This window comes from Sutcliffiella horikoshii (assembly GCF_002157855.1).
Classification (GTDB): domain Bacteria; phylum Bacillota; class Bacilli; order Bacillales; family Bacillaceae_I; genus Sutcliffiella_A; species Sutcliffiella_A horikoshii_C.
The window spans coordinates 1,149,935-1,164,157 of record NZ_CP020880.1; the positions used below are offsets into that span (position 1 = coordinate 1,149,935).

Genomic DNA, 14,223 nt, shown 5'->3' on the forward strand with positions numbered 1-14,223 from the left:
GTATGGAAAGAATTCAGTTAGCAGAAGATGTTTCCCTCTCTAGAATTGTACATGGAATGTGGCGTTTGAGTGATTGGGGTTACAGCCAGGAAGAGGTTGTGGAATTTATAGAAAAGTGTTTGGATTTTGGCGTTACAAGCTTTGATCATGCAGACATTTATGGTAATTACACAGTAGAAGAGCAATTTGGACAAGCATTAGAACTAAAGCCATCACTAAGGGACAAGATAGAAATAGTTACGAAATGTGGAATCAAGCTGATTTCTTCTAATAGACCAGAACATAAAATTAAATATTATGATACAAGCAAAGAACATATCATTCGATCTGTAGAAAAATCATTAAAGAACTTTCGAACGGATTATATTGACATTCTATTGATACATAGACCAGATCCAATGATGGATCCAAGTGAAGTGGCAGAAGCATTCACACAGTTAAAAGAACAAGGAAAAGTAAAGCGGTTTGGCGTTTCCAACTTTGCTCCTTCTCAGTATAAGTTACTCAACTCTTATCTAGATGAACCGTTGGTAACAAATCAGATTGAAATTTCCGCTACCCATTTAGAACACTTCGATAAAGGAACAATCGAGCAATGTCAAATGGATAGAATCTCTCCGATGGCATGGTCACCTCTAGGCGGAGGGAGTATTTTCACTAGTACAGAGGAAAAAGTTAACCGGGTAAGAAATACATTAGAAAAGATACAAGGACAAATTGGGGCAGAATCTATGGATCAAGTTTTATATGCTTGGTTATTAACGCATCCTTCAAAAATCCTTCCGATAGTAGGTTCAGGGAAGATTGAAAGAGTAAAGTCAGCGGTTTCTTCATTGGATATCAAACTGGATTCACAGCAGTGGTTTGAAATTTTAGAAGCATCAAAAGGAAAAGAAGTGGATTAATTTTATTATATTTTCATAATAAAAAACCAGGACCATTGGCCTGGTTTTTTATTTGTGCTTTTTGTATTCCACCTAAAAATTGGAAGAATTACCACTAGAACTTTAATTGGTTGTTTCGTTTATTCATGTGCTTTTTATAAATATCCGAGAAAAACATCAATCCAATTAAACCAAAAATGACATACGATAAGTTAAAGTACAATGCAGGATCGATCCTAATGTGATCTCCACCAGCAGCAACTTTAATTATTTGATAGGAATCCAAAGCGACTTTTGCAGCAATAAGGACAAATATTGCAACGAATACCCTCCAAAGTAATTTCATTTAAAACCCCTCCATCGATTGCATGAAAAATTTTCTATTTGTAAATGCTATAAAAGTTAAAATAATGGGTAAATAAAAGTAGAAATCAGTGCTTAAATATATCAAATTTTCGAAAGGAAAACAACCCGACTTTTGATCTTTTTATTGTGTATTATAACAGGTGTTGAGAAATTGGTCTATCATAAATCACTTTACAGAAATAAAAATACCACGTAGAATGAAAAAAGTCGCCTTTTGTCGAATGAAAGAAAGAAACACCGAAATTCGAAAAGAGAAATTATACTAGTATTACAAAAGGGAGGATTTCAATGTGAAAATGACATTGACGAAAAAAATAATTATCGGTCTTATATTAGGTATTTTAGTTGGCCTTGCCTTGAATGTTTATGCACCGTCCTTATTCGATCCATTAGATACATATTTATTTCAACCACTAGGGAAAATCTTTCTAAACCTCATTACAATGCTTGTTGTTCCAATCGTACTCATCTCCATTACACTGGGAGTAGTCGGACTAGGGGATACAAAAAAGCTTGGAAGTATTGGTCTTAAAACTATTTTGTTTTTCATGATTACTACATGTATTGCCATAACAATAGGTCTAACACTTGCCTCGGTTATTCAACCTGGACTTGCTGGTGATTTTGAGAGTATGTTGGTTGACGAACTAGCTGAAGAAGATACACCGGAAAAAGCTCCTCCGGTTATGGAAACACTATTAAACATTATTCCTACAAACCCGATCAAAGCAATGGCAGAAGGTGAAATGCTGCAAATTATTTCATTCTCCGTATTGCTTGGCTTTGCGATAAATGCATTGGGGGAAAAGGCAGGAAAGGTCAAAACCCTACTTGAACAAGCAAATGATATTGTCATGCTGCTTGTAAATATCGTAATAAAAACAGCTCCATATGGGGCATTTGGTTTAATTGCTTCAGCCGTTGGCGGACTTGGACTAGATGCTATTAAGGCTATGGGGGCATACTTTTTAGTCGTTATTTTAGCTTTATTTTTACATTTCTTTATCACATACGGTAGTGCTTTATTCTTCTTGGGGAGAATCAATCCAATTACGTTCTTCAAGCGTTTTATTCCTGCAATGAGTGTTGCTTTCAGTACATCAAGCAGTAATGCAACCTTACCGATGTCCATGGATGTCGCACAAGAAAATCTTGGAGTTCCAAAGAGGATCAGTAGTTTCGTACAACCGCTAGGCGCCACTATAAATATGGATGGAACAGCAATCATGCAAGGTGTTGCCACGGTATTTATTGCTCAAGTATACGGAATTGACTTAAGTTTGACGCAACTTCTGACTGTCGTAGGTTTGGCTGTTGTTGCTAGTATCGGAACAGCAGGTGTTCCGGGAGTAGGATTCATCCTGCTTGCCATGGTGCTAGGGCAGGTTGGCCTTCCGGTTGAAGGAATTGCCTTAATACTAGGAATTGACCGACTACTTGATATGACTAGAACAGCAGTTAATATCACAGGTGATGCAGCATGTGCTTATATAGTTGCAAAATCTGAAGATGGGGAAGTTAAACTACCAGAGGAACAAAGAATATAAATCGAAAGCCATTCCGGATTGTATATCTGGAATGGCTTTTTCTTATTGAAGATGAGTAAGTATAAAATTTTGTTGATTTCCGTTCCAGGCGCTTCGCTTGCCTGCGGGCGGTCCGTGAGCCTCCTTCAGGCTTCGCCTTCCGGGGGTCTCACCTGTCCCTTCCTCCCGCGGGCGTCTGCGCGCCTTCCTCTCCAATCAACAAGGTAGCTTCATTTATTGAAAGGTTTTTGCAATGCAATCCAACTGTGTGACTGAATAAGCATTAACTTAACATTTACGCAATTTTCAGCTGTGGATTGGAGCAAATGGCGTAGACTCCAGCGGGGGAGTAACGGTAGGTTGAGACCCCTGAAGCGTTGGGAGGCTCAAGCACCGTCCCGCGGAAAGCGAAGCCATTTGCGGAAAGAAACAGCGGCGATTAACTACTAACTAATATATTATGCTGTAAAGGACTGGGCAGCTTTTTTTATTGTGAAATTTTCAGGCCGATTACACCGATTATTATCAGTGATAGCAAAAAGATTCGGATTCTGTCTTTTGATTCTTGAAAGAAAATCATCCCAAGGGCTACACTCCCCGCAGAACCGATGCCTGTCCAGACAGCATAAGCAGTGCCCATAGGTATTTCTTTCAAGGCAAGGGACAGAAAGTAGAAACTAGACAATCCAATTACTACAAAACATATGGAAGGGACAAGCTTTTTGAAGCCTTCTGCTAATTTAAGAGATGCCACTGCTCCGATTTCACAAATTCCAGCTATGAAAAGGAAGATCCAAGCCATTTTATTTCCCCTCCTCTAGGACTTCTGTTTCCTTTGTATCATCAGAAGTTGTCATTTTTAATCCAATGATTCCAATCAGCATAAGACTCAGAAAAAACAGTTTGGAAGGACTTGCTGATTCTTGAAAATATAATATCCCTACAATTGCAGTTCCTGCTGCACCAAGACCTGTGAAAATGGCATATGCCGTTCCTATTGGCAAGAACTTTAAAGACTTAGAAAACAAATAAAAACTGATTGCCAATGTAATTAGAGTTATTATACTAGGCACTAGAACCGTAAAGCCTTCCGAATACCTTAATCCAATAACCCAGATAATTTCTAATAGACCTGCGATAAAAATATACATCCATTGCATTTCTATTTTCCTCCTATCTCCGTTGCTTTCCAGTAATGTTCAAATGCATGTTCTGCTTTCTTGTCAAAGTCAGAACTTGAATAAAAGAACCGTTGTACAAACAATCCATCAATCAAGCAGTAATATGCGTCAATAAGAGGTTCTAACGGTTGTGGTGGGATTTCACCTTTGTCTAGTCCTTTGCTGAAAATTTTAGACAAAATATCAGTCGTATAAGTCTCTGTTTGTAGAAAATGTTCATGTATTGATGACCGAAATTTTTCTTCAGGGAAAAGTAGGGTGCGTTTATACAATAAACCCAGTGTTTCGTCCTTCCAGAAATCTATCATGTTAATTAATAGACGCTTCAACAATGGTTTTGTAGAACTTGATTGAATCTCTAGTGAATCAATAGCGACTCTGTCCATAAACGTCTCCATCAGTTCTTGAAGGATGGTCATATATAAATCATCTTTATTTTTAAAATGAGCATACAAAGAGGGTTTCTTAATACCAACTAATGATGCCACATCATTTAAAGATGTCCCATAATACCCTTTCTGAGCAAAAAGTTGGAGTGCATGCTGCTTGATAAGCTCCGAAGTTGAAAATGACATGTTATACCTCCTGAAAAATAAAACTACCTACCGTTCGTTAGGTTGGCGATAAATCATATTATATGATAAGTATCCTACTAAATCAATTAGTTTTATTTTTGAATGGAGAGGGTATTTAAAAGCTAAGAGATGAGGGAGGAATTGATGTGAATAAGAGGTTGAAAGACAAGTTGGAGAAGAGGCAGGCTCTTTTTAAATCACAAACCGAGCACAGAGCCAAAGGTAAAACCATTCGTTTAGCAGCCTCACGACAAGGAGCTCAGATCAATACACATCAACTCACAACTAGAGATTACAGTAAGGAGGTATTATCTTGAGTACAAAAAGAATTAATAGCCATATGGAGCGCGAGAAAAATAGAAAAGCGCAAAAAGCTGCTCAGCCTGCTTATGAGGTGTCAGTCAACGATAATTCTTTCAAGGTTACAGGTGTGAAATCTGAAAAAGAAGCCATTGATAAGTTATCAAAGTGGAGTGCTTTTCACAACATGGTAAACAAAATGAAGGAAAATGACGAAGAAGTGAACATTGAAGCAAAGAAAATACAAGGGTAATGAAACACACCACAGTTGGTCTGTGGTGTGTTTCCATTTGCTTACTTTTATGTCTGGACTCGCTCTTTAAAATCTTCTACACGCATTGGAAAGAACGAATTCGATTAGAGTCTATTCCGAAGTACATCCAAGTAAAGAAGAACCAACGATAACCAGCGACAGATCTTCTTCCGATAAATGTAGGATAGAACCAGAATTGCTCCCCATTATTTAACCTTACCCATGTAAAACGATATAAACATCCATAAAATGCACCCGGATCCACTGCTAAAGCAGTAGGTCCACCAGGGGCACCGAAGCTGGCAGTTGGAGGTGGTGGAGTAGATGGCGGCGGTCCGGATGGTGGTCCGCTTCCGGGTCCTCCCCCAGGCCCTCCAGGTGGTCCAAAACCAGGTGGTCCTCCAGAAGGTGGTCCAAAACCAGGTGGTCCTCCAGAAGGTGGTCCAAAACCAGGCCCTTGCCCACCACCGGGAGGCGGTCCGAATGGTGGAAAACTAAGTTGACGATAAGGATACATAGGATTGCTCCCTTCTATTCAATTCTCTATACGGTATGCAGGCGCCCAGAGGATGGTGAAACAAAAGATGGTTTTTGGATGAATAATGGCCAAAAAAAATATCAGGCTTCCAATAAGGAAACCTGAGTAGTTTTGTTTTTATTTTGCTATTAACACGGGGCAGTTAGCGGTGTTTGTAACCTTATCGCTTACACTTCCCAGAATTAATTTCTTTAATCCTCCAAGACCCCTGCTACCTATAATGATGAGGTCGTTTCCTTGTGAGTCGGCAAAATTGCAGATTGTTTTGGCTGGGTCTCCTTGCATGACCTCTACTGGAGCTTCAATTCGTTCTTGAGATAAAAGTGCATGAACTTCATTTAATGACTGAGTTATTTCATCATTTTCAGCTGTAGCAACTCGCTGTTTACTCGGCACCGTATCTTTTACATTACTTGTATAAATGTTCAAACCGTCTACATTGCCCATTCCACCAGCAGGAAGAGTGTCAGGTCTTGTAGCCGGTATCGGGACATTTACAGATGTTTCCTCAAGGACATGTATAATGGTAATGCGTGAGTGAAGCCTTTTCTTCATTTCTATCCCCATCTGTACTGCTTTCAAACTGCTCTTGGAACCGTCATAAGCAATTAAAATATTATTGAAAGTTTCCATTTTTATCTGCTCCTTTTTCATCGTTTTAAGTAAGTTTATTGTTATAAATTAAATACCCTAAGCAATAACTTTTAAAACTACAGAGAAGATGTGGAAAACCTCTACTTTGCTTGAATGGTAATATGCTCGAACTTTGTTACATCAAAAAGTCCAGTATCCGTCAACTTCAGTTCTGGGATAACAGGAAGGCTTAAAAAGGATAACGCCACAAAAGGATTAAAGTTATCCTGGCTGCCAATAAGATGAAGAGCATCATGAAGGTCCTTCAAATACGAAAGAGTTTGTTTTGTCGTCCTATTGGCCATCAAGCCCGAAATCTCAAGTGGCAATGAGGCTACTACTTTTTCCTCACAAACAACCACCAGGCCACCCTTCATCTGTTCGATTGCTTGGACAGCAACTAATAGATCTTCATCGTTAGTTCCGACTGTAACAATATTGTGAGAATCATGTGCTACAGTGGATGCTATTGCTCCATTTTTTATTTGAAACCCTTTAACAATTCCAAGTCCAATATGCCCACGACGCTTATGTCTTTCAATCACTGCGAGTTTTAATTGATCTTCATCATGGTTGGGTACAAAGTGCCCATTATAGGTCGTCACGGTTTCTTTTATGTGCTTGGTAACAAGACTGTTAGGGATGATTTCTATAATGTTGCATGGTTTGTCTGCTTCCACACATATTTTCAAATCACTTTTATGGATAGGTTTCATGTTTAGAGAACCCTTTAAAAGTTCCGGAACGACGATGCGAGAGTGTTGATGATCCTGGTTCTTTATTCTTTTTCCATTCTTATAGACATCTTTGATAGTGAACTTTTCAAGGTCTTCTATGAATAGTAAATCTGCGCGGTACCCTGGTGCAACCGCTCCTCTATCCATTAAAGAAAAACACTCTGCGGCATTTAATGTCGCAATTTGTATAGCTAGCAGATGGTCAAGTCCTTCTTGAATGGAGATTCGAATATTATGGTCGATACTACCCTCATTTACCAAATCATCAAGGTGTTTATCGTCTGTACAGAATAGAAAGCGTCTTGCATTTTTTTCATTTACAAGAGGAATTAAGGCTCTAATATCTTTTGCGACAGTTCCTTCCCTCATCATGACGTACATTCCCCGCTTTAGTCTTTCTTTTGCTTCTTGTGCGGTGACGCATTCGTGATCGGTTTTTATGTTGGCAGAGGCATAGATGTTCAAGTCTTCAGGAGCAAGGCCTGCGCCGTGTCCATCAATTTTCTTATTTTGCTGAGATGCTTGTGTCAATTTTGCAATCATTGCTTCGTTGCCATCACGGACAGCGGGGAAATCCATCACTTCTGCCAGTCCGATAACCCTCTCATGTTCGTAAAATGGAGCAAGGTCATGTGCCTGGATAGTGGCTCCATTGTACTCGAAAGATGTAGCAGGTACACAAGATGGTAGCATGAAAAAGACATCAACCGGACATTCTTCTGTAGCATCCAACATGAACTGAATTCCGGCAGTCCCGCTTACATTTGCAATTTCATGAGGATCGGTAATGATGGTAGTGACTCCATGTGCTAGAATTGTCCGGGTAAAATAGTGGGGATGAATCATGGAGGATTCCATATGAACATGCCCATCAATTAGTCCTGGACAAATAAATGCTCCTTTAGCATCTATTACTTCATGCCCATCATAATTACCTATACCGATAACCATGCCGTCTTTTATCGCAAGATCTTCCTCTAGAATCTCTAAATTAAATACATCTATTATTCTTCCATTTTTTATAACGAGGTCGGCTTTTGTCCTTTTTGCTGCTGCTTTTATCATAGGTTTCAAGTTAAGTGTCATGTTTTTCCCTCCAAAATAGATAAAACTCCAAGCAATAACTTGGAGTTCGACCATGGAGAATACCCCTCAATCTTTTTGCACTATTGATGCAGTTAAAATAAGAAGGTGGGGATTCTCGTAGTCAAACTCTTTACGGTAGTTTGGTAGAAACTTATGGACCATATCTCCAAGATTATACGAGTAGTTCAATATGAGTATTTTTCCCATTATAGTGGGGTGGAGGAATTTACGTCAAGCTTCTATTTATAGCCGGAAAATTTCGAATTTGGGAAAAGGGTTGGCTTTTGTTGAAAAAGGGTATGTAATAGTGTTTAAGTTTGAGGAATGGTATTATCAACAAAGAAGAATGGCTTTTACATATTTTAATATGGCCAATCTTTGATTATGCATGTCACCCTAAAAAAGAGGGGACTGCATTCGAATAACTATTATTAGTTTTGTTGCATATAGGGGGTTCATATGGCTGAAAGAGCAAGTAAGTATAAACGAAAAGTCAGTTTTAGAGCGGTACTACTCATTGCAGGTTTGTTAGCTCTAATTATATTGCTGGGAATGCAATTATATATTAATACAAGAGACGTCAGTGCACTGACAGATCCTTTACCGCAATCATCGGTACTTTATGATAGGGATGGGGAAGTCGCTAGCAGGATAACCTCCAATCAGATAGAAGGTGTACCATCTGACGAAATTCCTGAAGTGATGAAGCAGGCGGTTGTAGCAGTAGAAGATCAGCGATTTTATGAGCATGATGGGTTTGACTTTGTAGGAACTCTGCGTGCCTTTACAACAAATGTTAAAGCTGGGGGCTACGTGCAGGGTGGAAGTACAATTACCCAACAATTGGCCAAAAACGTCTTTTTATCACATGATAAAACATTAAAACGTAAAACAGACGAATTCTTTTTAGCAAAAAAGGTCGAAAAATCTTATTCGAAGGACCAAATCATCAGTTTATATCTAAATCAGATTTACTTTGGCGAAGGAGCTTGGGGAATTAAACGCGCAGCTGCGGTTTATTTTGCAAAAGATCCAAAAGACCTTACACTTGCAGAATCTGCAACTTTGGCCGGATTAATCAAAGCTCCATCTGCGCTTTCTCCATTAAATAATGAGGAGCGCTCCATTCAACGCAGAAACTTGGTGCTCTCACTAATGCACCAACAAGGATTCATTACAGCAGAAGAAGTGGAAGCGGCAAAACAAGAAGAATTAAAACTGGAAACCAGACAGGTGGATCCTCATAAAGGGAAATACCCAAGCTTTACGGATTATATTATTGATGAGGCAGAAAAAATGTATGGCATCAGTGAGAGTGAACTCCTTGCTGGTGGCTACCGCATTTATACGACGCTTGAACCTAAGGTGCAGGAAGCTCTTGAAAAAGTGTATGCAGATCCGGAAAATTTTCCTACGGGTAAGTCCGGCGAGGTGGCACAAAGCAGTGGCGTACTGCTTGATCCGAAAACAGGTGGCATTCTAGGGATGATAGGTGGCCGGGACTATCAGTTCCGTGACTTTAACCGTGCATCTAAGCTTAAGAAGCCGCCTGGATCCACAGCAAAACCGTTGCTTGTTTATACTCCTGCCCTTGAAGAGGGCTATGATGTGTATGATATGTTAAATGATTCCCCAACGGAATTTGGTGATTACAAGCCACAAAATCACACTTTGGACTTCCGTGGGGAAGTTTCCATGTATGATGCAGTATTGAATTCTTATAACATTCCTGCGGTTTCCCTGCTATATGATATGGGGATCCAAAAAGGCATGGACGCAGCCAAAAAGCTATACTTGCCGGTTGATGAAAAAGAAGACCGTACGCTCGGAAATATAGCATTGGGCGGATTTCATGGCGTTTCCCCGAAACATATGGCCGAAGCGTACTCCGTCTATGCAAACAACGGGGAAATTATTGAATCGCATGGAATTGTTAAGATAGAAACAGTTACAGGAAAAGAAGTGGCTACTTTTGAGGAAGAAAAAGAACGTGTTTTTTCCGAAGAAGCCGTTCAAAAAATGAACTTTATGCTCAAAGGCGTTGTCGAAGAAGGAAGTGGAAAGAACGCTATTATTGAAGGACGGGAAGTTGCCGGAAAAACAGGTTCCACTCAAACAGCTGATAATAACCATGGCGCCACTTCCAATCAATGGTTTGTTGGTTTCACTCCACAAATTGTCGGGGCATTCTGGATTGGTTTTGATAAAGAATCTGCTGATAACGTCCTTCCCATCATCTCTGGAGCGGGAAGCCCTTCAGCCAAGGTATTTCAGCAGGTCGTAAGTGAAGCTTTAGAAGGAGAGCCAGTAGAATCCTTCAATCTTCCAGCAAATCTGCAGAAGAAGACAGTCTCTGCGAATAAGGAAGAGGAAAAGCAGGAGCAAGAACAGCCAAGAAAGAAAGATGAAAAGAAAAGAGATGAGAAGGAGAAAAAAGAAGAGAAGAAAAGAGAAAAAAAAGAAAAAGAGCGTGGCAAAAAAGACCGAGATGACGATGACTGACAGTAACCACCTTCCCTGGTAAATGGGGAAGGTGGTTTTTATATGTTTAGACCATACAATTTCGTGATAAAGACTATTAAACCAAAAGTTTAATGGAGGGATTTTGTGACCTATCAAAAGACGATGGAGAAACTTTCAAACATGAAATTTATTAAGCCGGACAAAGTACTAAGCTTATATTTGCACACAGACCGTAGTCATCGGGACCAGCAAGGTGGCGAATGGAAGATAGCGTTAAAGAACGGGTTTAATCGACTTGAAGAATATATAGGGGCTAGCAGTAAGGAAGAATTAGAAAGATTGCGTTCCATTCGTGAAGATGTTGAAAAATATGTTGAAAGTAAAGAACGCAAAATGCCGAGAGGGCTGATCATCTTTGCATCTGCAGATAGCGGTCTATGGGAGACGTTTGAATTACAAGTTTCCGTTCCGACGAATTTTTATTGGGAAGAATACCCTGTACTAGATGAGCTTCAAAAAATGTATCAGGCATACCCTTTAACAGGTTTTGTTCTTATGCAAAAGAATGAAATTAAAATTCTTACATCCATCTTCGGCCTGATTGAAGAAAGTCAGTCGATGGCATTTGATTTAGAAATAGATGATTGGAGAATGCATCAAGGTCCATCACATCACAGTTCTAGTATGGGAAGCGGAGCCATTAAAACGGCGAGCCAGGTGGACCATTACGAAGATCGCATCAATGCGAATCAGAAGAGGTGGGTAAAGAGCCTTGGCAGCAAGCTTGATAGAAAAGCAGCGAATAAGCAATGGGAGAAGATAATATTAGTTGGAGACAAGGGAGAAGCCGAATTATTAGAACAATATATGAATAAAAAGGTAGATGCCATTATTCAAAAGAACCTCTTGAACGAAAATGAGAGCACTGTTTTAGAGAAGTTATTAGCTTGATTTTTAGTAAAGCCCCCTACATCAAGGGGGCTTTTATTATGATTCTTAGCGCTAAATAATAGGGTATTCCGCTTCATAAATCGGGTCTGAGTAGTAAGGAGGGTGTGGTCCGATTTTTGGCATCGGCCACTTATTTTGCTGGTAAACCATTAGGATTTTTGCATCAGATTGATTAATCAACAATAGTTTGACTTCAGGGTTAAATTCATAACGCAAAATAATCAACTCCTTAGCTATTGTTCACTTTTTTGAAGGGATCTCTTTGGTCAAGAAGCCGTAAACTCTCCACCATTTACATGTAGCACTTGCCCTGTAACAAATCGGGAGTCATCAGATGCTAGATAAACATACGTTGGGGCTAACTCAAAAGGTTGAGCCGCGCGATTCATTGGGTTATATGCACCGAACACTCCTACTTGATCTGATGAAAAACTTGCAGGGATGAGAGGTGTCCAGGTTCTTCCAGGGGCGACGGCATTAACGCGGATACCTTGGTCAACGATACTATTGGCAAGCGCGCGTGTAAACCCGACGTTCGCTGCTTTTGTAGCGGTATAATCAATCAATTGTTTTTCCCCTGCATAAGCGACTACGGAGGCGGTATTGATGATGGAACTGCCTGACTTTAGGTAGGGCAAAGCAGCCCTAGTTGTATAGAAATGGGAATAAATATTCACCTTGAAGGTGTCGTCAAACTGTTCATCCGTTATATCAAGCAAACTTAGTTGTTGGAATTGTATTCCCACATGATTCACCAGAATATCCAACTTTCCAAAAGCTTGGATTGTTTGCTCTACAATTGCTACACATTGTTTCTTCACTCTTAAATCCCCGGGCATTAGGATACACTGTTGCCCAAGCTCTTCAATTCTTGCTTTTGTTCTGTTGGCATCTTCATGTTCATCAAGATAGGAAATGGCTAGATTTGCACCTTCTTTTGCATAAGAAATCGCTGTCGCTGCACCTATACCGCTATCACCCGCAGTAATGAGTGCAATCTTTCCTTTCAGCTTCCCGCTGCCTTTATAATGCGGATTTTCAATAATAGGCTTTGGTACCATATATTTTTCCAATCCAGGCTGTTGTAACTGCCGCTGTTCCGGGAAGTTGATGGGTATTTCTTGGTATTTTGTTATTTTTCCATAATTAGGATATAAGGGATAAGGGTCTTTTTGTTTATTCGAATCAAACCAATTTTGAAACTCCTTTAGCTCCTCGATGTTCCGCTGCTTGTCATATGGGTCCATCTAAAACCTCCTTTGACCATCCTATACACAACTATATGTTTATTAATAATATAACTTGGTTTATGCATTTTTTATATTTTCCTATTTCATCTCCATCTCTAGACCGAGTGAAAAAGAACCGGCAGTCTGTTATCAGCCATTATTAAAGACGATACACTGATGATAGATAATAAATAGTGGAGGGCAAATAATGAAAAATATGATTACTATTTTCAAGAAACCAAATTACAGTTTGCTGTTTTGGTCATCTTTTACTTCTACAATGGGAAGTATCGTTGGTATCGCCGCGTTGATGCTGTATTTGTTGGACAGATATACAGATCAGCCATTCTATGCAGCATTGACGGAATTAATGTATTCTTTGCCGACACTTGCTGTCTTCTTTTTGGTGGGGGTACTTGCAGATAGAATGGATCGACAGAAGATTGCGGTATACAGCGATGTGATTTGTGCCATTTTGTCTCTGGCGCTGATGGGGGCCATCTATATTGATTGGATGCCGCTTGTGTTTGCAATACTATTCTTAAGAAGTGCGGTATCGAAATTTTTCCATCCTGCCCAGGCTGCGATCATCCAAGGAATCCTTACAAAGGATGAATACACAGTGGCAGCAGGACTAAATCAGATGACAAGCAGTTTGTTCATGTTGTTTGGCAATGCTCTTGGAATTTTTATCTACTGGACGGTTGGCCTTCAGGGTGCTATATTTGTATGCTTTGTCACTTATATGGTCAGTGCGATACTAATCCGTGCGTGTAAGTTAGAGGAGAATGTCGTCTTGCCGAATGGTCGACACAAATGGACGCAACTCAATGTCAGGTTTGTAGCGAATGATTTTAAAGATGGAATGCTTTATATTATAAAAAATCCTTTGTTGGTCTACCTTATCATTGGTTTCTTTGTTTTTGGAATTGTAAACGGAGGGCTTTCCGTCATGCCGGCCTATATACTTAAATATAAACTTGCTCCAAAAGACTATGAGGAGTTCATGATAGTAATGGGAGTAGTATTTGGCATCTCGGTTTTAATTGGAAGCATTGTTGCCTCGATGATGGCGAAGAAGCTGAAACTGTATCAAATGGTCATCATTGGTTTAGGTGTCTCTGGTGCTTTTGTCGTGGCTAGTGGATATAGTCCGGATATGTATTACTATTTAGCATTCACCGCTTTAATTGGTCTTGGCCTGCCTTTTGTCAACATTGGAATTGGGGGATGGCTACCAAGGATTGTAGATCCTAAAATGATGGGCAGGGTACAGGGATGGATTACGCCATTGATGATGTTATCTCAATCTATTACTCTTGGAGTGATTGCGTTAACTTTTCAAAAAATCCTTTCGGTGGAAGGGCTTCATCTTCTTGTAGGGGGCTGCTTATTGTTTGTTGGATTATTTTATATGTTCACCTTGCCTAAACACGCTACTGAAGAGGAAGAGGGAGCCGATGGATTGGAAAACTCCGCTTCTGTGTAAAATTAATCTTTG

General features: G+C 39.8%; 16 protein-coding genes and 1 riboswitch. Of the genes, 7 read left to right on the forward strand and 9 right to left on the reverse strand.

All coding sequences use genetic code 11. The features are described 5' to 3' along the window. The first annotated feature begins 2 nt into the window (after window positions 1-2). Entirely contained in the window at window positions 3-905 is a 903-nt protein-coding gene (locus B4U37_RS06055) for an aldo/keto reductase (protein WP_088017503.1), read from the forward strand. Window positions 906-999: 94 nt separating this feature from the next. Here the strand turns inward: B4U37_RS06055 and B4U37_RS06060 are convergent, their stop codons facing one another. Continuing rightward, window positions 1,000-1,230 (reverse strand): hypothetical protein, encoded by a 231-nt coding sequence (locus tag B4U37_RS06060; protein WP_010198565.1) that lies wholly within the window; start codon window positions 1,228-1,230, stop codon window positions 1,000-1,002. Window positions 1,231-1,546: 316 nt separating this feature from the next. Between B4U37_RS06060 and B4U37_RS06065 the strand changes: the two genes are divergently transcribed. Continuing rightward, window positions 1,547-2,797 carry a dicarboxylate/amino acid:cation symporter gene (locus tag B4U37_RS06065; RefSeq protein ID WP_088020175.1) on the forward strand — a complete coding sequence of 417 codons (1,251 nt, stop codon included), beginning with the start codon at window positions 1,547-1,549 and terminating at the stop codon, window positions 2,795-2,797. Window positions 2,798-3,263: 466 nt separating this feature from the next. On the opposite strand, the gene B4U37_RS06070 is transcribed toward B4U37_RS06065, so the two are convergent. From B4U37_RS06070 to B4U37_RS06080, 3 genes are read right to left on the reverse strand one after another with little or no spacing between them, the layout of a single operon-like run. Continuing rightward, a complete protein-coding gene (locus B4U37_RS06070; protein ID WP_088017504.1) occupies window positions 3,264-3,578 on the reverse strand; it encodes a DMT family transporter in 315 nt (104 codons plus the stop codon). Window position 3,579: 1 nt separating this feature from the next. After that, window positions 3,580-3,936, reverse strand: coding sequence for a DMT family transporter (locus tag B4U37_RS06075; RefSeq protein ID WP_088017505.1), 357 nt, complete (start codon window positions 3,934-3,936; stop codon window positions 3,580-3,582). 2 nt (window positions 3,937-3,938) lie between these two features. Beyond that, window positions 3,939-4,532 carry a TetR/AcrR family transcriptional regulator gene (locus tag B4U37_RS06080; protein WP_088017506.1) on the reverse strand — a complete coding sequence of 198 codons (594 nt, stop codon included), beginning with the start codon at window positions 4,530-4,532 and terminating at the stop codon, window positions 3,939-3,941. A 146-nt stretch (window positions 4,533-4,678) separates the two neighbouring features. Here B4U37_RS06080 and B4U37_RS21890 point away from each other — a divergent pair, with 146 nt between their 5' ends. Both B4U37_RS21890 and B4U37_RS06085 read left to right on the forward strand, forming a co-directional pair. Beyond that, the gene (locus B4U37_RS21890; protein ID WP_010198558.1) at window positions 4,679-4,849 is read left to right on the forward strand and encodes a hypothetical protein; all 171 of its coding nucleotides are present in this window, start codon (window positions 4,679-4,681) and stop codon (window positions 4,847-4,849) included. Continuing rightward, a complete protein-coding gene (locus B4U37_RS06085; RefSeq protein WP_088017507.1) occupies window positions 4,846-5,085 on the forward strand; it encodes a hypothetical protein in 240 nt (79 codons plus the stop codon). Before B4U37_RS21890 ends, B4U37_RS06085 begins: the two co-directional genes overlap by 4 nt. A gap of 76 nt (window positions 5,086-5,161) precedes the next feature. Here B4U37_RS06085 and B4U37_RS22190 read toward each other — a convergent pair whose 3' ends face one another. From B4U37_RS22190 to ade, 3 genes are all read right to left on the reverse strand, one after another. After that, a complete protein-coding gene (locus B4U37_RS22190; protein ID WP_198317088.1) occupies window positions 5,162-5,602 on the reverse strand; it encodes a hypothetical protein in 441 nt (146 codons plus the stop codon). 138 nt (window positions 5,603-5,740) lie between these two features. Further along, the gene (locus B4U37_RS06095) at window positions 5,741-6,256 is read right to left on the reverse strand and encodes a universal stress protein (protein ID WP_187442367.1); all 516 of its coding nucleotides are present in this window, start codon (window positions 6,254-6,256) and stop codon (window positions 5,741-5,743) included. A gap of 101 nt (window positions 6,257-6,357) precedes the next feature. Continuing rightward, complete coding sequence (gene ade, locus B4U37_RS06100; protein ID WP_088020177.1) at window positions 6,358-8,079, reverse strand: adenine deaminase; 1,722 nt, start codon at window positions 8,077-8,079, stop codon at window positions 6,358-6,360. Between the two features lie 98 nt (window positions 8,080-8,177). Continuing rightward, window positions 8,178-8,279, reverse strand: a riboswitch (purine riboswitch). A 259-nt stretch (window positions 8,280-8,538) separates the two neighbouring features. On the opposite strand from ade, the gene B4U37_RS06110 reads away from it, so the two are divergent. Together B4U37_RS06110 and B4U37_RS06115 are read left to right on the forward strand one after the other, a co-directional pair. Next, window positions 8,539-10,581, forward strand: a complete 2,043-nt coding sequence (locus B4U37_RS06110) for a transglycosylase domain-containing protein (protein WP_088017509.1) — start codon at window positions 8,539-8,541, stop codon at window positions 10,579-10,581. A gap of 105 nt (window positions 10,582-10,686) precedes the next feature. Beyond that, entirely contained in the window at window positions 10,687-11,493 is an 807-nt protein-coding gene (locus B4U37_RS06115; RefSeq protein WP_088017510.1) for a VLRF1 family aeRF1-type release factor, read from the forward strand. Window positions 11,494-11,544: 51 nt separating this feature from the next. Here B4U37_RS06115 and B4U37_RS22195 read toward each other — a convergent pair whose 3' ends face one another. Further along, window positions 11,545-11,709 (reverse strand): hypothetical protein, encoded by a 165-nt coding sequence (locus B4U37_RS22195; RefSeq protein ID WP_010198550.1) that lies wholly within the window; start codon window positions 11,707-11,709, stop codon window positions 11,545-11,547. Window positions 11,710-11,759: 50 nt separating this feature from the next. Then, entirely contained in the window at window positions 11,760-12,740 is a 981-nt protein-coding gene (locus B4U37_RS06120) for an SDR family oxidoreductase (RefSeq protein ID WP_088017511.1), read from the reverse strand. Between the two features lie 190 nt (window positions 12,741-12,930). Here B4U37_RS06120 and B4U37_RS06125 point away from each other — a divergent pair, with 190 nt between their 5' ends. Then, window positions 12,931-14,211: an MFS transporter gene (locus B4U37_RS06125; protein WP_010198543.1), complete on the forward strand. Its 1,281-nt coding sequence runs from the start codon at window positions 12,931-12,933 to the stop codon at window positions 14,209-14,211. The last annotated feature ends 12 nt before the right edge of the window (window positions 14,212-14,223 follow it).

Coding starts and splice junctions, on each gene's coding strand:
- B4U37_RS06120 (WP_088017511.1), bottom strand. CDS start 12,740: ATGGACCCATATGACAAGCAGCGGAACATCGAGGAGCTAAAGGAGTTT.
- B4U37_RS06110 (WP_088017509.1), top strand. CDS start 8,539: ATGGCTGAAAGAGCAAGTAAGTATAAACGAAAAGTCAGTTTTAGAGCG.
- B4U37_RS06070 (WP_088017504.1), bottom strand. CDS start 3,578: ATGGCTTGGATCTTCCTTTTCATAGCTGGAATTTGTGAAATCGGAGCA.
- B4U37_RS06075 (WP_088017505.1), bottom strand. CDS start 3,936: ATGCAATGGATGTATATTTTTATCGCAGGTCTATTAGAAATTATCTGG.
- ade (WP_088020177.1), bottom strand. CDS start 8,079: ATGACACTTAACTTGAAACCTATGATAAAAGCAGCAGCAAAAAGGACA.
- B4U37_RS06055 (WP_088017503.1), top strand. CDS start 3: ATGGAAAGAATTCAGTTAGCAGAAGATGTTTCCCTCTCTAGAATTGTA.
- B4U37_RS06080 (WP_088017506.1), bottom strand. CDS start 4,532: ATGTCATTTTCAACTTCGGAGCTTATCAAGCAGCATGCACTCCAACTT.
- B4U37_RS06060 (WP_010198565.1), bottom strand. CDS start 1,230: ATGAAATTACTTTGGAGGGTATTCGTTGCAATATTTGTCCTTATTGCT.
- B4U37_RS06065 (WP_088020175.1), top strand. CDS start 1,547: ATGACATTGACGAAAAAAATAATTATCGGTCTTATATTAGGTATTTTA.
- B4U37_RS22190 (WP_198317088.1), bottom strand. CDS start 5,602: ATGTATCCTTATCGTCAACTTAGTTTTCCACCATTCGGACCGCCTCCC.
- B4U37_RS06095 (WP_187442367.1), bottom strand. CDS start 6,256: ATGGAAACTTTCAATAATATTTTAATTGCTTATGACGGTTCCAAGAGC.
- B4U37_RS06125 (WP_010198543.1), top strand. CDS start 12,931: ATGAAAAATATGATTACTATTTTCAAGAAACCAAATTACAGTTTGCTG.